The following is a 19,948-nucleotide window of genomic DNA, read 5'->3' on the forward strand; positions in this document are numbered from 1 at the left end:
ATTGCACCGGTGCAATTTCCATATCCGCGGGTCATGCGTGGCCCTCCTTGCGAAGGCGTTCCACATGGCTCGGCCAGGTCTGGCGCACGTCGAGGAGGATTTCCTCGTTGACCCCATTGAGGTAGGTAAGGCACCGGTCCCGCACCGACTTGCTGGTCATCGGGCTGTTCATCTCATAGACGGTCATGAGGCGCGCCGTGACGTTGTCGATCTCGGCCGAGTCCTTCATGGGCGTCCGGATCATGGCCAGGCCGAAGACCTGGCGCATCAGCGCGAGCAGCTCCTTCTGCATCGACTTGTTCTCGTCGACCTTGGAGGCGACGATCCGAACGAAATTCAGGTCGGGAGCGAGATCGCGCGACGCCAGCTGATTGAGTGTCTCGTCGAGCATGGTGAGAAACGCGGCCGTCGAGGAGAAGTCCATCACCGTCGGCGGGACCGGGATCACCAGAGCGTTCGCCGCCCGCAGCACGGACAGCGAAATGGCGCCCAGAGCCGGCGGCGGATCCAGGATGATCACATCGAACTGGTCGGCGATCGAGGCGATGCCCTGGGCCAGCCGGTCGAGCAACCGCCCGCCCCCGCGCGCCATCCGCGCGGCGAGTTCGTACTCGGATTGGAACAGGTGCAGGTTGGCGGGGATCAGCTTCAACCCATCGAAGTGGGTGTCGAGCAGTGCGTAGTCGAGGGACCGCTTGTCGTCTTCGCGCAGGAACGGATAGAGCGTCTGGTCCTCGCTCAGGTCGAGGTCAGGCACGTAACCGAACAGGGTAGTGCTGGAGGCCTGACTGTCGCAGTCGATCAGCGCTACCCTGTAGCCCCGGATGGCCATGTACTGCGCGAGGTGTACCGACAGCGTGGACTTGCCAACCCCGCCCTTGAAGTTCTGGACGGCGATGACCGCGCAGGGATCCTCAGGCTTGCGCCACGGCCGCGTGCCGAATACGCCGCGCATGTCGTTCACCTGCGCCAGCGTATAGCCCACCCGGCGATTGGTTTCGGTGCGCGGCGGCTCGGGAAGCCGGCCATCCTTCTCTGCATCGCGAATCGCCGCCGGCGTTCGGCCGACCAGCTCGGCCGCCTCGCTGATCGAAAAGAGCGGTTCGCGGCGCTCGCCTGACCGCGCCGTCCGCGCGGCGTCCCGCAGGTTCTCAACTACGGCCGAGGCCCGGCGTGCCAGCTGCGAGACCGGTCCGGCGAGGGAGGGGGCGGATGCTTCAACGACGTTCGACATGGGACCTCACAGCCTCCCGGCAGGTTTCGAAAAACTGGCCCCAACCGTCTGAAAAGCGAAAGCGGGACCGCCTGGACGCTATAAGCGCATTGTTAAGGGCGCGTTAACTCTACGAGAGCCCGTTCAATCCCGATTCCAGATTTTAGGCCAGACCTATCCTGACCGTTTGGGGGCATCCTGGCGGGTACTGGGCTCTATCGACTGTCAAATTGCACCGGTGCAATTGCTCGCGCCAGTAACCAGCCCACCCCACATGGCGCGAAGTGTCTGTGGAGCCCGAAGGCGTTCCTTGCGTGAGCGGTGGCGGCGCTATCCTGACCGCACGGGGGAAGCTCCCCGCCCAGGCCCCTCCGTGCCTGGCAGCGTGAGGGCAAATTGCACCCGTGCAATTCGGCCACGGGGCTCTGCTGGATGACGACCGCCGACCGAGCCGAGGTCTGGCCCGTCGTAGCGACGAAGGGCGCGTTTCCCGCAGAATTGCACGGGTGCAATTGTGGTCTCTACGGCCGGCCGCGGCGCGCTGCGAAGGCTTGGCAGAAACCCGTCCAGGACTTCACAAGCTTCTGCCCGGTAAGGCCGTCAAGGCGCGCGCCCATCTGTTCTCGATAGGCAGCCGCGATCAGGTCCCGGTCCCAGCCGCCACCATGCGCCCTGGAGATCTCACCAAACGGCCCCGACCCAAACTGCAAGCTCCCGCTGGGAAATCCGACACTCCCGTCCGACCGCCCGGCTTGAGCCGGCCGAGGCGCCGCACGGCGCGGGACCGGTCGAAGCGAGGCGGGGAGGGCAGGGGTCTCCGCCAAAATCTCTTCGACGGTGCCGTCCCGCCGCGCCTCGCGGCCTGCGGCGTGCCGTCCGATCTCGGCCACGGTGAGCAACTGCTCGGGCGCGGCTTTGGGATGGAAGTAGAATTCGATCTCCACGATCGCCCGGCCACGGCGGATCTCTCGCCATTCCACGGTGAAGTGGGCCAAGTGATCGATCTCAGCCTTGGCCTTGTCCAGGACCTTGCGCCGCAGCTGGGCGAAATCCTTGTAGAGTTCGGGCGCGATACCGAACGCTGCGCGGACCGCGGTCATATCGGCGCGCCAGGTGGATTGCCGACGGTGGAGTCGCAGGGCGCCCATCTCGTAGAGCCGCAAGGCGTAGCTCGAACGAAAGCCCAGAATGGCTTGCCGATTAAGCACCGCATAGGTTTCGGACTCCCGGATCAGCCGCCGCGCGTCGGGAGTGAACTCCCATTCAATCCAGCCGCTCTCACCGCCCTCTTCCTCGGCTTCCTCGCGCGAGGACTGGATCAAGGCGAAGCGTTTGGTGGCTTTGCGACCCCGCCAGGACAGGTCGTCGATCGCAAACAGCGTTCGGTGCAATTCCTCGAGCATGTCGGAGATGCGCTCGTTGCCCTTGTGGCCGCGGCGAATCTCCGACTTGCGCATTTTGTGGGCCATGGGCTGCCAGCCGTCGCCACCGGCGGTCAAGATCATCAGGGCCAAGAGGCGAGCGGCGGTCAGGCTCAGCGACTGGCCTCTGACGAACCTGACCTCGACCAAATTGCCCGGCTTGGCGAAGTCCTCGCCGTCGCGCGCCTTTAGGGCGTGCGCCACACGCATAGCGCGGCCGGGCGCCAAACCCTCGGCGGTTTCAGCGTCGGCAATGTCGGCGTCGTGTTGCAGGGCGAATCCTCGGAGACGATCAGTCCATCATTCCTGACCTCAAATCATTTCGCAAGACAGGATAGGTTCAGCTCGTGGCCCGCCCCCAATCGGTCAGGTTCCCCCCGACCGGTCAGGACAAGACCCCCAATCGGTCAGGTCAGACCCCCCGCGCGGTCAGGAAAACGCCCCCGTGCGGACAGGATGATCCGTGCAACCAACTGGTTTAACGCAAGATATGGCCCTCTGAATCTGAATCTAAGAATCTAGGAATCCCGCTGCGTGTCCGCAGCGGGCGTGTTTCGAGATTTAAGTCTCAAGAAAAGCGGAGAGCCCCGCCCGGTTAACCGGGCGGGGCCATGGCTCTACTCGCTTTCGGCGGGGTTCTGGTCGGGCCGGTCCAGCGACCGCAGTTCGTGCTGCGGCGTGGCCACCACGACCTTGGAGAAGAACCGCTCCACACCGTCCTTGTCGGTGTAGCGGTCGTGCCGGATCTCTCCCTCGACGAACACTTTCGAGCCCTTCGGCAACCCCTTGGACCCGAGCCAGCCCACCGTGCCTTGGTTCCAGATCTCGACCTGGTGCCAGGTCGTGTAGTCCTTCCGCTCGCCGCCCGCCTTCGTGTAGCGGTTGGTGGCGACCCGCAGGGTGGCGACCGTCTTGCCGCCTGAAGTGGTGCGAATTTCCGCTTCGGCTCCGGTGAAACCGATCAATTGGACCTTGTTCAGCATCGTCTTACTCCATCTGCCGCCAGGGAAATCCCGGCGGCTCGCGGTCCCTGCCGCGATCACGCGACCTGCAAGGGCGGGGATGAGGGACAGGCCAAAGCCCGGTCCGGTTGGAAACCGGCCTGCACGGAGCGCAGCGGAGGAAGGCCGGAGGATCCATCCGGTCCGCCACGCGCAGCGGGGTCGGCTTTGACCTGGACCGCCCCGACCTAGGTTGAAGTGATTGATCGCGCGGACCGCAGCCCGCCGGGCGTCACAACGGCTGGGAGATGATCAGAACAAGGACCACGAGGGCACGGGGCGAGGCGGATCGTTGAACACAAGGCAAGGATCGCCGCCCGCCGACGCCTCTGATTAACGACCGCGGGGCGGGCGCGGGGAGGGGACTGAACTCGGCCCACCTGGCCGCCCTGGAACCCGGTGCGGGGGCTGACTCGCCCAGGGGAGAAGGGATCGCTGCGTTCGTCCAGCCGGGGAGATGGCTGACAGAAGAACCGTCAGGCACGGTGTCGGCCTGTCCGGCCCGTGGCTTACAGCCGCATACGCACATCGCGGGCCTTCCAGGCCCGCACCGGCGTCGCGGAGATATGCTCGGCCCAGCCCGGCTCGCCGGGCGGGCTGTTGGCTTCAATCTCGCCGGAACACGCACCCGTTTGAGGCCTCCAAGGCGCGACGTCAGAACGAATCACCAACCCCAAGGCTGAGTGGCCGCCGGCCTGCCTGACACAAGGTCTTGGATTTCGTTCGACCCCTGTTCCGCCGGCTTCATCCAAGTTGGGGAAGGGGCAGGGGGAAAGGCGCCCGCCGAAGCGGGCGCCGAGGTAGGTCAGTGCCGCGTGCTGCCCGTCTGCGGATGGATCATCTGGTGGAAGTGGGCGATGGCGGCCGTGTCGAGCTCGAAGGGGATCGCGGTGATCTCCTCCTGACGGTCCAGCTCCTCGGCGATGGCCAGAAGGTCCCAGCATTCGGCGACCACATACCAGCTGCCGGTGTCATAGAAGTCGTTGGCGTGTTGATAAACCGCTTGAGCCATCCCCATGCTGACCATCTTTCGTCTCCCTCTTGCGCTGCTGGATCTGCGGGCTCGTTCCCGCGATCTCGCGACCGCCCAGGGCGGGTGAAAGGGAGGGGCCAAAGGACGAACTCCGGGGAAACCGGCCTGCAGCGCAGCGAAGGTCGGAGGGTCCGTGGGGTTCGCCTCGCTCAGGCGAGGTCGCCTTTGACCCTGACCGTCCCGTCCTAAGTTCGTGAGATTGATCGCGGACGAGCTCGCCCCGCAGCGCCCAACCCGGGAGATGACTGACGGCTTGGCGCCGGTGCCGACATGCGGATCACCACAGCCAGACCCCTGACGCCCTCAGCGCCTTGGTCGCCCGCTTGAACTCGCGGCCGATTGCCGCCTCTCAGTGTAGACAAGTGGTCAAAGTCTAGAAGACTAGTCCCATAAACCCGTCAGAACCCGTTGGTTGAATGTCTGTTTTCGGCCTGGAACCCAACGGTGAGAACCGACCCCAAGCGGACCAAACGCATTGCCGGACTTAACGCCAATCCGGGACGGAACCATTCTGATGGCAGCGCCTTGTCTGAAGGGGTCGGGCAACCCGCCAGGACCCGCGCCTAGACGGGTGTCACGGATGCAGAGGTTTGTGGCTTACGAGAACATCAGGCGTTTTGAGCACCTCCTCCTGGCCGAGGGTGAGCCAGGTAAGCGGGCGATCATCAACGCCCTCCTGGAGTCCGAGAGGGGAAAGTTTCTTGCGTTCAGCAGACATGGCCAGCCCGGTTTGTTGTAGGTCGCGAACAGGCTCCGAGCTGATCTGACAGCGCTGCCGCGCCTATCAAGGGAGCGCCGCCGACGACGGGGGCGTTGGATCGGGCCCCATGATCCTGCCGTCGCGCAGGGTAATACGGCGGCCGCAGCGGGCCGCCACATGGGCGTCGTGGGTGCAGATCAGAAAGGTCGCGCCGTCGTCCCGGTTCACTTCCTTCATCAGATCCAGCACCTGATCGGCGGAGGCGCGGTCAAGGGCGCCGGTGGGTTCGTCAGCGAGAATGAGCTGGGGACGGTTCATCAGGGCGCGAGCGATCGCCACCCGCTGCTTCTGGCCGCCCGACAGGCGGGTCGCCGGAAAATCCATGCGGTCTTCGAGCCCGACCCGGGTCAGCAGTTCACGCGCCCGACGACGCATGGCCGCCGACAGGCCGCCGGCCGGCGCGGCGGCAGGGAAGGCGACGTTCTCGGTGGCGGTGAAATCGGGCAGCAGATGGTGGAACTGGAAGACAAAGCCGAGCCGGCGGTTGCGGAACAGCGTCCGGCGGGCGTCTGACAGGCCCTCGACCCGCTCGCCGGCAATTTCAAGGGTTCCCGCGGTGGGACGAAGGAGAAGGCCTACGATCGACAACAGGGTCGACTTGCCGGAGCCGGAGGCGCCCAGCAGGGCTGTCAGCTCACCGGCGCCCAGCTGCAGGTCCACATCCTTTAGGACCGGCGTCAGATCGTCGCCGTTTCGGAAGGTCATGTTGATCCCCCGCGCCTGCAGCAGGGCGGTCATTGCTGGATCGCCTCCAGCGGATCGACGCGGGCCGCCGACCTGGCCGGCGCCACCGAAGCCAACACGGCGCCCAGGGTGGTGAGCAACATAGCGGCCAGGTAGCCGCCCTGCTCCGGCGCGATCGGCAGCGCGGGCGTCCCGTCGGCCTTGGTCAGTCCCGCCAATAGCCGGCAGAGCCCATACCCCACGCCGCAGCCGCTAATGCCGCCGATCAGGCCGATCATCAGGCCCTGAAGGATGAAGACGGCGGATACGAAGCCCCCGGAGACGCCGAAGGCCCGCATGATGCCGATCTCGCTTCGCCGCCGGTAGGTTGACAGAACGAGGGCGCTGGCGACGCCGATGATGATGGACACCAGGGAAAACGCCTGGATCAGGCGGCCGGTCTGGGCCTGCGCCACTAGCGCGTCATTTAGACTGAGGTTCTTGTCCTGCCAGGGAGTGGCCCGCAGGCCTGTGGCGCCGTGCAGAAAGGCTGCCAGCGGGCGCGCGCCTTGCGGGTCGGTGAGTTTGATTTCAATGTTGGTCACGCCCTCGGGCAACAGGAACAACGGCCGTGCCACCGACAGCGACAGATATGCCGCCCGCTCGTCAACGGCTTGGACCCCGGTCTTGAACAATCCCTGGACGGTCAGCAGGCGCTCGACCCCGCGGTCGGTGCGAAACAGCACGGGCTGGCCGGGCGAGAGGCCCAGGTCCGCCGCCAGCCGATACCCGATCAGGATACCGCCCCCTTCGAGATTGGCGTCGCCTCCGACCAACATGGTGGAGATGGGCGTGATGGCGTCCAGGCCATCGGGATCGATCCCCGTGACCGAAACGGGCGCCGCCGCCTCGCCCTTCAGCAGGAAGGCGTTGCCGGTGATCTGGGGACTGACCGCCGAGATGTTCCGCTGGCGGCGCACGAGGGCCACGGTCGAGGACCAGGTCCGGATCTGCTGGCGCTGAAAGGTCGAGACCATGGCCACGGATTCCGTCTTCACGCCCGGCGCGGCGAGGACCTGGGCGATCCGCGTCGCCGGCTCCAGAGTCACATGGGCGCTGTTAGCGGTGACGTTTGCGACCAGAAGGACCGCAAGCCCCTGGATGAGGGCGGTGATGAACACGAATATGGTCACGCCCAGGGCCACACCGGCGACAAGCAGCAGGGTCTGCAAGGGGTTGGAGAAGAGGTAGCGCCGCGCGACGGTGAAGGCGAACACCCGCTCACCCGCCGCTGGGGGCGAGGGCGGCGAGCGGCCGCACGCGCTTGCCGGGACGCACCTTGCCCGGGGCCAGAACAATGCGGTCGCCGGGGGAAAGCCCCCCTTCGACGATGGCGTCGAGGGAGGGCCAGCGTAGGATAGTGATGCGACGCAGCCGCACGATATCCGTGGCATCCACCACATAGATCTTGGGGTCTGTGGCTGCGTCGATCACGGCTGTCCGGGGAATCACCAGGCCGCTGGCGCGGCGGTCCACGACGATGGTGACGTCAATCGAACGCCCGGGCGCGAGGGCGGGGCCGCCCAGGGCGACCAGCTTGATCAACCGCCCCCCCGTCGCGCTGTCGACCTGGGGCGAAACCTCGGTGACGCGGGCGGCGAAGGCCGCGTCTGATCCGGTCTGGACGGCCCTGGCCGCAAGGCCGGGATGCAGGGCGTCGGCGTAGGCCTCATCGACTTGGGCCTGGACCTCGGTCCCTTCCAGCGAACCGAGCACGAACAGGGTCGTCGTCGGCAGGATGACCTGGCCGTTGTCGATCGGGCGAAGGAGAACCACACCCGCCATCGGAGCGCGCACCACATAGGCCTTGGCCAATTCAGCGGCCGCGGTTGTCGTCGCCGTCGCCGCGTCGAGGTTGGCCTGGGCCGATTGCAGGGTGGCGCGCGCTTCGTCGAAGGCCGCGCGCGTAGCGAACCCCTTGCCCAGCAGGATCTTCGTGCGATCGAACACAAGCTGCGCGCGCTGGCGCTCGGCCACGGCGGCCCGAACCTGGGCGGCGCTGGCCCGCGTCTGCGCCGCCTCCACTGTGGCCTTGATGATCGCCAGGGGCTCGCCCTGGGCGACGCGATCCCCGTCATCGTGCAGAAGTTGGGCGACCTGACCCGGATTGGGCGAGCGGACATCCAGCAGGTCCGCGGGCCGCGCCCGCCCGACGACCGCCAGGACACGCTCCACCGTCGAGGCCTTGACGATCTGGATCTCGACCGCAACTGGCCGGGTCAGGCGCCAGGCCAGCCCGATTGCCAAGGCCACGGCCAGGACCAGGGCCAGGACGGTCCAGACCGTGCGAGTCCGGCGCCGGGGCGAGGTCGGGACTGTTTTTCCGCGGCCGGAGCCCGACGTCGGACCGCCGACGTCTCCCTCGGCGTGATCAGCGGGCGGCTCAGGCAATTTCAGAACCTCGCCCCCGTCGCCGCCGGGAAATCTGTCGCGACCGAATTTCTGTATGAGCCAGAACCGTCACCAATATTAGGATTGCGAATGAAATTCAGAACAGGGGGACTGTATCGATGGCCCGGATAGACTGTAGTCTTCGGGCGCTTGCGGGGTGAACGCGCAGATGGCCGGTCTGTTTCAAAGTCATCAAGAATAATCGCGACCATGACGAATTCCAGAACGACTAAGTGACAGTAAGGATGCGCGGCGCATTCGAAACGCCAGCGAAGTTGTGCGATGTCCTGCAATCGATGTCAGGCGCATTTCACGGGGTCCAGACGCCCCCGCGCTAGCCATGTCTGTAGTCCACCCTTTTGCGACATTCTGAGAGTCTGCTTCTCGGGAAGGCAAACGAGCCCCCCCGGGCAGGCCCGAAGAGCGTCGTGGGTACCAAGTTCGGAGTGGGGCCTGAACACGCTCGGCAGCGCCTTCTGCGCCGCCGAGAAATCTAGCCGTTTCCCTGCCTTAGATCCGCGCTCGGATGACGACATGGCGTACGCCTTTGTCGCCGGCTTTCTGTCCGAGATTGAGAGCCGGTCCGAAGGGTTGCAGACCCGCACCACGCTCGGCGTTGAGCGTATTGGCCAGAGTCAGGACGCAGACCGGATCGAGTTCGAGCATCTCGTCGTTGGCCCGGAACGGGGCGGCCCGTCCGTGACGGTCAAAATCGGCCTTGGCCAGGACCAGAGTCACGTTCTTGGACTTCGCCCACTTGATCGCCAGCTTCTCGGCGCCCTTGGCGCCGGTTGTGGCCAGAGCCATTTCCGGCCACTGCTCGCGAGCCCAGTTGAGAGCATCGAAGATGCGGCCCGCGTCCTCTGCGGTGTCTGCGAGCGGTGATCCACGGAAGGCGATGATGATCGCCCCAGGGTCGGCGGCGGTGTGCTTTCGAGCCTTGGCTGAGCGGATGACATCCCGGGCCTCGATCTGTGCGGCGGTTGTCCTCGAAGCTCTGACGTTGCCCTTCCAGGGGCTCCAGACCTCACCGGTCGCCGTCGTATAACTGGCCGCCGCGGCGTCTCGGACGAATTCGAGGGCCATGGTGGCGACATCGGCGGCGCGGGCCTTGCGGGTGGCGGTCTGGAGTTCGGTATCTGCGATCTCCGAGCCGTCGAAATCCCGGGTCAGTCGGTTGAGGTCATCCCTTGCGCGGTCGGCTTCCCGTTCGATCCGTTGCGCCGCCGAATGGAAGGCCCCGATCAGGCTCTCCGAAGCGATTGCCTGGAAATCCTCCAGGGCCGTGTCGATGAAGACATCGAGCACCTCGTTCATCAGTGCGTGGCCGAGTTGGATAAGCGCCTCTTCGTGAGGATGGGGGCGGGGGTCGTCGAGGGTTAGGGCCTGGGCCTCGAAGTGGGTCATCTGGCCGGTCAGGGGAGCGTGTGCAGAAAACTGCATTGCGAGACATCCTTTCGGAGTGGGGTGTGGAGCCTGTCGGCTCGACGACCGTCTCGCGCCGACGGCCCGAGGCCCCCCACAAGGGCTTTGAGCGCAGCGTCCCTTGTGGGGGGCCTCGGACGGTGGCGAGGTCTCAAGAGCCAAAGGGCTGCAGACCGCCACGCAACTGTGTCTCGTGTGGATTTCGCGAACTTCGGACCGGCCAAGGTGTCCACGCAGGGCCAGAAATGGCCCGCGTCGAAAGACCCCGACCTCCAGGCGCCGGCGCGCCGCCCTCACCGACCCCTATGGGGCGGGGTGCATGGCCGCATTGATGCGGCCCTCAAGCTCCAGGCAATGGGCCATCAGCTGATCGAAGGGTTCGGCGTCATCGAACAGCAGGCCGTCAGCGACCATGGCCTCATAGTCTGCCCCGAGGACGGCGCGGGCTTCGCCGTCCGGCGCCAGATGGATCGCGCCATGCACGGCCGCCTGATAGTCGATGACCGCCTTGCCCGCGTCCTTTTCGACGAAGAACATGGACTTGTGATCGGCGACCGCCTGGGCCAACGCCTGGTCGGCGATGGCAGCTTCGGCAAAACCCGCATCATCGAGCCGCGCCAGGTCATGCCAATGCCGAGCGAAACGGTCACCCCGCAGCCGGCCTTGGGCGCAGAAGACGTGGATGGCCGTCGCCTTCTCCCAGAAGGTGCGCTCAGCCCGCATCACCATTGGCCGCGCGGTCGGAAAGACCACGCCTTCGACAAGTCCGGCGGCGTCGCAGACGACGTCGTGCAGCGCGCTGGGTTCACCCGTGGACCGGGCGCCAAACTCCAGCATCACCGCCGGCGCGACATAGCCCGAGCCGGTGGCCAGAGGTTCGTATTCGACAAAGACCTTCTCGCCTTCGAGCCGAAGCCGCGCGGGCGCGCCATCGACCACAAGTCTGGCCTGGAGGGTTGGCAGGACGTGATCCTCCACCCATTGCGGGAGCCGCTGGCCGACCGCCTTGGTCCAGCGCCGCTCTTCGCCGCGTGACGCCGGGAGGGCGTCGCCGGTCTCTCCCACCAGGTCCGGCGCGAGCGCGCGGATGTCATAGGTAAGATCGACGTCTTCGGAGAACCGCCGGATCACGCCGTAGGCCTTCGAGAGCGATGTTCCACCTTTGAAGACCAGATGCTCGCCAAGCGGCGAGGAGAACAGGGCGTCGAGCGCCCAGACGACCCAGATGTCTTTCTCTAATAGGTGCGCCGGCCGCCCAGACGCGGACGCGGCGACCGCCAAGGCTTCACGCCGCTCGTCGGCCGAAAGTGCGAGGAAGGCCTCAGACATGGGCGAACGACTGGCTCACCTGCTGCGCGAGCCAGGTCGGAAGCAGAGGCGCGGCCTTGGCCAGCGCCTGGAGGTCCGAGGCGGGGAGTGTTCGCCGCAGGGTAAGCAGCGCGCCCTCGGCCTTCGACGGGCCAAGCCACGCCAGGGCGCGCAGGATCTCACCTGCTGGCCGGCCGGCCAGCACGAGTTGCCAGGCCGGAGCGTGCCGCATTTCGACCGATTGGCGGCCCAGCCGCAACTTCCGGCTTGGACCCGAGGTCAGATAGACGCTGCGGACGGGCACTTGCGAGGTCAGACCCAGGGCGTTGGCCGCCGCGGCGCCGTGGGACGCGACGGTTTCGCCGCGCAGCTCGGCCAGGCCCGCCACGACCTTTTCCGTGGTGGGCGCGCGAGCCCCAAAGCGACTCTCGACGGGCCGGGCATAGAGGCCCCGGCCGGCGCGCAGCAGTTTACCCCGCCGCGCGAGCCGCGACAGAGCCTGGTCAACAGCCGCGCGCTGGCCCAGGTGCAACAACCCTTTGGCGGTCAGCAACGCGCCCTCCGGCAAGGTGCGGCTGTGTTCGAGAATCTCTTCCGTCAATCGTTGCATGGGTCACCTTACTGTCAGAATAAATAGGACCACTTCTGACAGTTAGCAACCCGCGGGTTAGGGAACGGTTTCCACGGCTGACCGACCTTACGCCGCCAGGGATGTGGCGGTCGCATCCACGCGGCTGAAGGCCTCCAGGTGGTCGACCGCGCGCTGCGCATGGCCTGAAGCCTCCAGCAACGCCGCCGGCCGCTCCTTCAAGATCGCCGCCCAGTGGGCGAGATAGGCCGCATGGCCATCCAAAAGCTGTGGGCGCAGGCCGATCCGCAAGCCCAGCGCCGCCGCCCCGATCTCGGCCACCAGCTCCTCGAAAGCGTAGGCCTCGTCACCGAACCTCGCCCCAAATTCCCGGTTCAGCCGGTGCGGCGCTCCACTCCAATGGACGGCCTCATGGGCGAAGGTCGCCTGGTAGTCGTCGACCGTGTCGAACGCCACGGGCGCCGGCAGGCAGATGACGTCGCGGGCGCGATTGTAACAGGCGACACCCCCGCCGAGTTCGATTTTGGCGGGGATCGCGTCCAGCAACGCGCTGCGCGCTGCGGCCCGAACGGCGGGATCGATCTTCGGAGCCCGAAGGTAGGGCTCCGGGCAATCTGTCAGCTGCTCGGCGTTAAAAACCGCGTAGAGCTTCAGGTAGCGCAGCACCCTCGGATCGTCCTCGGACGCCCCGGGCGACGCGGCCTCACCGCCGTCGAGAACGCGGGTTTTGTAGAGGATCGCGGGCGAGCTCTTGGCCCCCTTCATGACCGGCGCCCCGATGCCAAGCGCCTGACGGAAGGTAAACCAGTAGGGCGAGGCATAGCCGCCCATGGCGCCCGCGAACGACAACAGCCAGGCATTGCTGCCGGTGAAGGGCTGGCCGTCGGAGCGCAGCGGCAGGCTGGGATCGCCGCAGGCGACCCACGCCTGCCTCCAGGGCGGAACACCGCGTTCGATGCGCGCGATGAGATCGGCCATCATCGGCTCAAGGGGATTGGTCATGGGATCCTCGGAGGTTTTTGCGCCGGGCCTTTTCCCGGATCGCTCAACCCTTTCGGTCCCTGCCTTTGTCCTTTCCCGGCGCAGCCGGCCGGGGCCCTCGGCGCCAGGCGCTGAAGGGCCGTGAGCGCCAAAGCCCACGGGCCCCGTCACTCAGGCGGCGGCCGGGAGCAGCGTCTGCGGCGGCCACTTCGCCAACAGCGCCGACAACACCTCCGGCTTCTCCACCGGCACGAAGACGCGCGGCGTGTAGTTGATGATCTCGACGAAACAGCCGAGCAGCGTGAAGGCCGAGCGGTCTGCGGCGGCCCCAACCACCTCGATCCGATGACGATCCATCACCTTGGCGCGTCTCAGCCAAAACCCGCCGGTCAGCATGATCGAGGTGTTTTCAGTCAGGACGAGATGGGCGGCGTTCGAGCCTTCACCGACCACGCTGGCCACGTCGCTCAGGCCCAGCGCGATTTTCAGGCCCGGGACCTGCCCGGCGTCGAGCACCCGGCCCAGCCAGCGGCGACCGTCCGGGGCCTTGAGGCGCCGCACTGAGGCCTGCTTGGCGGGCAGGCTCTCCCAGACCGGCAGGAGGAGGCCGGTCACCAGGACCAGCTCGCGCGTAATCCAGGGATCGGCCGCGGCGATCTCGGCGTCCCAGGCGGCCTGCCAGATCGGTTCAGGCACGATCTCCCAGGCCGATTCCTCATAGACCTTGAGGGGCGAGACGCCGCGCTTCTCCGGCCGGATGATCCGCACCGCCGGCACCAGGCGGTCGTCGTCGTCCGTCGTAGTCAGGCCCTTCACCACCAGGCCGGCACGCCCCGAGCGGGCGTTGACCACATACTCCAGAGCCTCGGGGTTCAACCCGTGCAGCGCCTCGCCGGAGCCAGTCAGCACTCGCCGCGTGCGGACCTCAAAGGTCATGATCTTGGTCTGCGCGCCGGTCAGGGTGTCGGTGCGGATCACCTCCTCCGACTTGATGGCCAGGTCGTCGGCAACGATGTCCTCCATCCCCCTGTCGAGCGCGCCGGAGGCCAAAGCCCGTTCTAGGATGCTGGCCAGGATCTCGTCGAAGGCGGTGAAGAGACCGTTCTGGTCCTCGATCCGCAGGGCCAGCAGGCGATTGAGGAAGGTGTTCATCGCCGGCATGTCGTCGGTCTTCTTGAGATTGCCGTCGGTATCCAGCAGCTTCAGCCCGGTCCTGGTCTCGAACGTCTCGCGGCTCATGGCCTCGACCGACCCGAAGTGCAGGGCCACGAAGAAGGCCTGCAGAGCGCGGTGCGCCCACGGGCTTTCCAGGTTGTCCTCTGGCCGAAACAGCCCGTTGCCCGCTGAGCGACGCTCCCCGCGGGTCAGGGCGCCCAGACTGTCGAGCCGCCGCGCGATGGTGCTGAGGAACCGCTTCTCGCCGTGGATGTCGGTCGTCACCGGCCGGAAGAGCGGCGCATGGGCCTGATTGGTCCGGTGCGAGCGACCAAGGCCCTGGATGGCGCCGTCGGCGCGCCAACCGGGTTCGACCAGGTAGTGGGCTCGCCGCTGCTGGTTCGCCGCGCCCAGGTCGGCGTGGTAGCTGCGCCCGGTGCCGCCGGCGTCGGAGAACACCAGCACCCGCTTCTTGCCGGACATGAAGGCGTCGGTCTCGGCCTTGGCCGCCGAGGCGCCGCGACGCTCGACGACGCGCCGGCCGCCGCGCAGCACGACCCGGCGAGCCCGGCCGGTGATCTCCGCCACGGCGTCGGTCCCCAGCGTGTCGAGGACCGCATCCAGCACCCCGCAAACGGCCGGAAGGCAGGCGAGGTGAGTGACGAGTTCTTCGCGCAGCCGCAGCGCCTCCTGGCTGGAGACCGGCACGCCATCGACCATGACCGGGATCATGGTAACATTGCCCGCCTCGTCCTCGATCGCCTGCATGGCGGTGACGGGGAAGGCGCCCATCAGATAGTCGAGAACCTGGTCCTTCGGCGTCAGGTCGATGGTCAGGTTGTTCCACTCCTCCGGCGGAATCTCAGCCAGCCGCCGCTCCATCACCGCCTCGTTGGTCGAGACGATCTGCACCACGCAAGAGCGGCCCTGCGCCAGATCGGTCCTGATCGCCGCAATCAGGGTCGGGGCCTTCAAGCCCGCGAGCAGGTGCCCGAAGAACCGCAGCTTCGCGCCCTCGAAGGCCGAGAGCACCGCTGAAGCCGCCTGGCCATTGGTCGCCTTGCCATCGTCGGTGAGGCCAACCGCCTCCAGGGCCGCCCGCAGATTCTGATGGATCAGTTGATAGGCATCGGCCCAGGCGTTCCAGATCTCGATGTCCTGCGCGGCGAGCGGGTGGCGCAGCGCCTGGTACTCGACGCCATCGAAGGACAGGGAGCGGGCGATGTAGAGCCCGAGCGCCTTCAGCTCACGCGCGATCAGCTCCATCACCGCCACGCCGCCCTTGTCGACGGCCTCCATGAAGGCGTCGCGGGTGTTGAACGGCGCCTCCGGCCCGCCCCAGAGGCCAAGCCGCGCGGCATAGGCGAGGTTCTCCGGCGTCGTCGCGCCGGTCGCCGAAACGTAAAGGATCCGGGCGCCGGGCAGGCGGTTCTGCAGCGCCAGGCCGGCCATGCCCTGCTGCGAGGCCTTCTTCGGCCCGCGCGCGCCCTTGCCGCCGCCGGCGGCATTGGCCATCGCGTGCGCCTCGTCGAAGACGATCACGCCGTCAAAATCAGCGCCCAGCCAGCTGACGATCTGATCAAGCCGGGACGGGCGATCTCCCCGGGCCGGCTGCCGCAAGGTCGCGTAGGTGGTGAAGAGGATGCCGCGATCCAGGCGGATGGCGTCGGCCTGCTTCCAGGCGCTCTGCGGGGTGATGTCGGAGCCAGCGCCGCCGATGGCGTTCCAATCGCGCCGGGCGTCCTCAAGCAGGGCGTCGTTCCGCGAGAACCAAACGGCCCGAACCCGGCCCTGGGCCAGGTTGTCGGCGATGACCCCGGCGATCTGACGGCCCTTGCCGCAGCCGGTGCCGTCCCCGAGGAAGAAGCCGCGCCGAAACTGCACCGCGCCCTGCGTGCCCTCCGCCACCAGGTGGACCATGTGCGCCGCCTCGCCGAGCACCCAGGCGCCCGGCAGGTTGCTGGCATGAGCCTCGCCGGCATAGATGATGGTCTCCATCTGGGCGTCGGAGACCAAGCCCTGCTCGACGATCCCGGCCGGCAATACCGGGCGATAGCTTGGAGCGGGCGGAGAGACCGAGGCCATCGGCCCGGATTCCACGAGCGGGGAGGGGTGCGGCCGCGCCTGCGCCAGGTCGATCCGTCCAAGCGCGTAGGCCTGGTAAAGGCCGACATCGCGGCCTTCCCCGGACCAGTCCTTCACCGCGTAGGCGACCGGCGCCGTCGTCGCCAGGAACCCCAGCCGTGATGAGGGCGTCGCCAGCGCCCGGGCCTGCGGCGTCAGGAAGGCGACGTTGGAGACGGCTCGGAACTGGCGAGGCTGAGCTGTCGGACGAGGCGCGACGCCCGCCGCCAGACGGGCGGCGTCGGCTAGGGTCTCGCAAACCTGAACCGGGCAGGAGGAGGGGACGCTCCCCTCGGCGCGGTCGATCACCAGAAGGCCGGTCTCGACCGAGGTTCCGTGCTTGGCGTAGGCCCTTTGCGGGAACACCAGCATCGCGATCAGGCGGCCCCGGCGGCCCAGGGCCTGCATGGCGCCGGCGTCCTCAAAGAGCCGGGTCGGCACGATCGCCGACAGCCTGCCGCCTTCGGCCAGGCAATCGAGTGCGGCGTGCAGATGGCCCTCCAACTGCTGAAACGGCGGGTTGGCGATGACGGCGTGAAAGCTGCCGGAACCCGGCAGGATGTCCTTCAGTAGGACCGCGTCGTGGCGCGTGCGCGAGGCTCCCGGAAACAGCCCATCCAGAATCTCAGCCCGACCGGGGGCCAGTTCGTTGAGGTCGAGCACCGCGCCGCACGCCTCGGCGACGATGGCGAGGAGCCCTGTACCGGCCGAAGGCTCAAGCACCCGGTCGCCGGGACGGATCTGGGCGGCGGCGACGGCCAGGGCGCTAAGCTCCGGCGGCGTGGAGAATTGATCGAGCGCCACCTGCTCTTCGCTGCGCCGTGTGTGGGTCAGGGTCAGCTCGGTGACGCTGGCCAGCAGCGCGACGATCTCGGCGGACGCGTCCTCGAGCCGGCTGATCTGAGGCGCCAGCCGGCGCAGCTGCAACACCACGGCGGCTTCCATGGCGTCGTAGGCATCGCGCCAGCACCAGGCGCCGTCGGCGTCCGAGCCGCCGAAGGCCATGGTCATCACCCCCGCCACCAGCTTTCGGTCGAGCGCCCGCGAGCGGTTGAGATGGGGAACCATGGCCCGGGCGGCGGCCAGGATATTGGCGGCCTTGTCAGCGGCGGAATTAGAAACCTGCGCCTGGGCAAAGAGCGGAAGGAAGGCGTTCATGGGGAAGCGTCCAGATCACCTGCGGCGGAGGGCTCCTCCCTCCCGTCCCGTCAGGCTCACCTGACGCCTCCCTCCCTCCATCCTTTCCGGGCCCAGACAGCGAAAAGCCCCGCCGGCTGGCGCCGACGGGGCTCTCTGTTCAGGGCCGATGGTCAGCCGATCAGGCCGCCAGTTGTCCCTCCGAGGGCTGGGCCGTTTGCGGCGCCTCGGAGGGCTCTTCGTCAGCCGCCGGCTCCTCAACCTCGTCCTCCAGGGAAGCGTGGCTCTCCCAGGACAGGGCCGAGGGCGCCCATTGCCGTTCCGCGGCGGCCTGGGCCACGAAGCAGACCAGCTCGTCCTTCTTCAGGGTCCGCGCCCGATCGTCCGAGGCGTCCATCTCCTCAAGCAACGCCATCAGCTGCTTCTTGGAGTGAACCGCCAGGTAGCCGGCGTCCGGCGTCCAGTGGCTGGCGATGTCGGACCCGCAAAGTTCGGCGATCTCGGCCGCCTCCGCACGGGCGGCGTGACGGATCGAGCTGGTGCGCGCTTCGCGGACATCGAGCGAGATGGCCACCAGCTCGGCCAGCAGCGCCATCTTCTCCCCGTGCGCCAGGCCCTCGATCCAGGCAATCGGCCGAAGGCCGGAGGTCTTGTAGGCCTCGCGGCGCGCCTCAAGCCTGGCCCGCACCTCACCGTCGAGCGCCGGAATGGCCGGGGTTTGGCCACGGCGATAGCCGCTCGCCGAGACCGTCACCGCCGACGCCTCGGCCGAGGCCCCGCCGTGCAGCGCCAGATGCTTGAAGAGCTGGGCCAGCAGGGCGGTCAGCGCGACGCTGGGGTTGTCGGCCAGATCGCGGATCAGGCCGCGCGTGGCGACATCGGTGCGAGTCTCGTGAAAGACGTGACTGGCGCCTTCCACATCGACGTCAGCCTTGGGAAACTCAACGTCCGGCTGGCTGCGTCCATAGCGCCCGTCGAGCCCCCCGCCTTCGCCGGTCTCCGCCTCCTCGTCGACGTCGTCCTGGGCGATCACCGGATTGGAGAAGAAGCTGGCGACGACACCGACCTCGGCATCCGGAGACAGGATCACGGCCCCGATGGTGCCGCCTTCGAGCGAAGCGGCGGCGAGCTGCCGTTCGGCCTGCAGCAAAGCCAACAGGCCCGGGATCTCGTCGGCGGCCAGATCGGCGCCGGCCAAGGCCTCGTGCGCCTCCCTGACAACCTGCTGGGCCTCCTTGTAGGCCGCGCGGGCGGTCTCGCTCATCCCCGCGACGTGGACGTAGGGCAGGTTGAAGAAGCCGTCGGGCGCGCGGTAGCCGCGGCTCTGGCCGATGAACACAAACAGCCCTTCGGCCTGCAGCGCGGTCACCAGCGGCTCCGTGCGCTGGCGCCACAGCTCGGTCAGCGTGTCGGGGTCCAACAGAACGTCGGGAAGCTCGCCGAACAGGTCGGATTCAACCCGCCCGCCGATCGCCGCGTAGCGCTGCGGGCCCACCAGGGCGAAACGCGGGTCGTTGACGTCGGTGCGGCCCCGCTCAACGCGGGCGGCAAGCTGATAGTCCTGCAGATAGCCATCGAGGGCGGTCTGGGCGATATCGGCCTGCTCGTCCGCATCGGTGATCCGGGCCAGCTGACGGGCCTGTTTCAGGGTGATTTTGCCCAGACGCAGGGCCTTCAACGCCTTGGCGTGCAGCCCGGCCAGGGCCGACAGACGCTTGATCTCCAGTTCGTCATAGCCGAGCGCGCCGGCGATGGCGGCGGTGTCCATCTTCGACTTGCGCAGCTTGCCGATGGCGACGATCACGTCGGCGATGTGAACGGGCGTGCGCTCAGCGGCCGTGAGGATGGTCGCCGCGGCCTGACTTTCGCGGGTGGAGAACACCTCGCACTTCACCGGCCAGTCCTGCGCAATCCGGCCGGCGTCCAGGAGCTTGCGGAGCGCCAGCAGCCGGCGGCGGCCGTCCAGCACCATGAAGGGCCGCTCCTTCCTGGCCCCAGGTCGCACGCACAGGGGCACGACAACGTCAGCCTTGAAGATGGTTTTGGCCAACCGATCGATCTCGTCGTCGGCCGGCTCCCTGGCGCGAAGGTTCTCCGGCGCGATCTCAAGATCGCAGAGGGGCACGAACTGTGTGTTGGGAACGCCAGCGGGGGTTTCAGCTGCGGGGGTCATGGGGATCATCTCCGGCGTCAAAGGCGAGGGTCATCCTGCCCCTTGGCGCACCCCCTCAAGCCCTCCCTCTGTCCTTTCAGCGGACGCTTCCCCAGCCACCCGGGCCGGCGAACGCTGTCCCCGGCGGTGCCGGCGGCTAATCTAGCAGGCTGTTGAAATAGGATTTTTGACCCCCTTGGAAGGGTACAGCCCGCTTCTTGCTCGCTCAAAACTTCCAATATTTTCAACAAGGCTGATTTCGCGATGAGCCGCGCCAAGGCCAATTTCGCTGGAATTCGACCCCCTGCGTCCGACTTTTTCAACAGCCTGCTAGATCGTAAACTCCACCGACGGACCCTGGAGGACCACTTTGAGTGGGGGGAGCGGCATCGGACCGGGATTATTCGCGTCCGACATGCGCCACGAGCAGACATTGGGATCGCTCCATGAACCGGACCTAGACACACTGCGAAGGTCCGGATGCGGCCCTCGCGCCTCCTTCCGCTTCCGACCCCGGTCGGACGACCAGCAGGTC

The 19,948-nt window shown here is 67.2% G+C and carries 13 protein-coding genes; all 13 read right to left on the minus strand.

Translation table 11 applies throughout. The features are described from left to right. Positions 1-31: 31 nt before the first annotated feature. The 13 genes from ACP7AG_RS19070 to ACP7AG_RS19130 all read right to left on the minus strand — a co-directional run bounded on the left by ACP7AG_RS19070 (position 32) and on the right by ACP7AG_RS19130 (position 19,434). Positions 32-1,234, minus strand: a complete 1,203-nt coding sequence (locus ACP7AG_RS19070; protein WP_426032800.1) for an AAA family ATPase — start codon at positions 1,232-1,234, stop codon at positions 32-34. A 500-nt stretch (positions 1,235-1,734) separates the two neighbouring features. Further along, positions 1,735-2,862 (minus strand): replication initiation protein, encoded by a 1,128-nt coding sequence (locus ACP7AG_RS19075; protein ID WP_426032802.1) that lies wholly within the window; start codon positions 2,860-2,862, stop codon positions 1,735-1,737. A gap of 389 nt (positions 2,863-3,251) precedes the next feature. Then, positions 3,252-3,617 (minus strand): single-stranded DNA-binding protein, encoded by a 366-nt coding sequence (locus ACP7AG_RS19080; RefSeq protein ID WP_426032804.1) that lies wholly within the window; start codon positions 3,615-3,617, stop codon positions 3,252-3,254. An 823-nt stretch (positions 3,618-4,440) separates the two neighbouring features. Next, positions 4,441-4,647, minus strand: a complete 207-nt coding sequence (locus tag ACP7AG_RS19085; RefSeq protein ID WP_426032806.1) for a hypothetical protein — start codon at positions 4,645-4,647, stop codon at positions 4,441-4,443. Between the two features lie 805 nt (positions 4,648-5,452). Next, on the minus strand, positions 5,453-6,166 hold the full coding sequence (locus ACP7AG_RS19090; RefSeq protein ID WP_426032808.1) for an ABC transporter ATP-binding protein: 714 nt from the start codon (positions 6,164-6,166) through the stop codon (positions 5,453-5,455). Further along, positions 6,163-7,368 (minus strand): ABC transporter permease, encoded by a 1,206-nt coding sequence (locus ACP7AG_RS19095; protein ID WP_426032810.1) that lies wholly within the window; start codon positions 7,366-7,368, stop codon positions 6,163-6,165. Before ACP7AG_RS19095 ends, ACP7AG_RS19090 begins: the two co-directional genes overlap by 4 nt. A gap of 4 nt (positions 7,369-7,372) precedes the next feature. Beyond that, positions 7,373-8,542, minus strand: a complete 1,170-nt coding sequence (locus ACP7AG_RS19100) for an efflux RND transporter periplasmic adaptor subunit (protein WP_426032812.1) — start codon at positions 8,540-8,542, stop codon at positions 7,373-7,375. 510 nt (positions 8,543-9,052) lie between these two features. Further along, positions 9,053-9,985: a DUF2493 domain-containing protein gene (locus ACP7AG_RS19105; RefSeq protein ID WP_426032814.1), complete on the minus strand. Its 933-nt coding sequence runs from the start codon at positions 9,983-9,985 to the stop codon at positions 9,053-9,055. Between the two features lie 285 nt (positions 9,986-10,270). Then, on the minus strand, positions 10,271-11,296 hold the full coding sequence (locus tag ACP7AG_RS19110; protein ID WP_426032816.1) for a nucleotidyl transferase AbiEii/AbiGii toxin family protein: 1,026 nt from the start codon (positions 11,294-11,296) through the stop codon (positions 10,271-10,273). Continuing rightward, positions 11,289-11,885 (minus strand): DUF6088 family protein, encoded by a 597-nt coding sequence (locus ACP7AG_RS19115; protein WP_426032818.1) that lies wholly within the window; start codon positions 11,883-11,885, stop codon positions 11,289-11,291. The genes ACP7AG_RS19110 and ACP7AG_RS19115 overlap by 8 nt, the downstream gene beginning before the upstream one ends. A gap of 87 nt (positions 11,886-11,972) precedes the next feature. Then, positions 11,973-12,866 carry an ArdC family protein gene (locus ACP7AG_RS19120; RefSeq protein ID WP_426032820.1) on the minus strand — a complete coding sequence of 298 codons (894 nt, stop codon included), beginning with the start codon at positions 12,864-12,866 and terminating at the stop codon, positions 11,973-11,975. Between the two features lie 150 nt (positions 12,867-13,016). Continuing rightward, positions 13,017-17,282, minus strand: coding sequence for a strawberry notch-like NTP hydrolase domain-containing protein (locus ACP7AG_RS19125; protein WP_426032822.1), 4,266 nt, complete (start codon positions 17,280-17,282; stop codon positions 13,017-13,019). Between the two features lie 160 nt (positions 17,283-17,442). Beyond that, a complete protein-coding gene (locus ACP7AG_RS19130; RefSeq protein ID WP_426032824.1) occupies positions 17,443-19,434 on the minus strand; it encodes a ParB/RepB/Spo0J family partition protein in 1,992 nt (663 codons plus the stop codon). Positions 19,435-19,948 lie beyond the last annotated feature (514 nt).

This window comes from Caulobacter sp. DWP3-1-3b2 (assembly GCF_049896325.1).
Classification (GTDB): domain Bacteria; phylum Pseudomonadota; class Alphaproteobacteria; order Caulobacterales; family Caulobacteraceae; genus Caulobacter.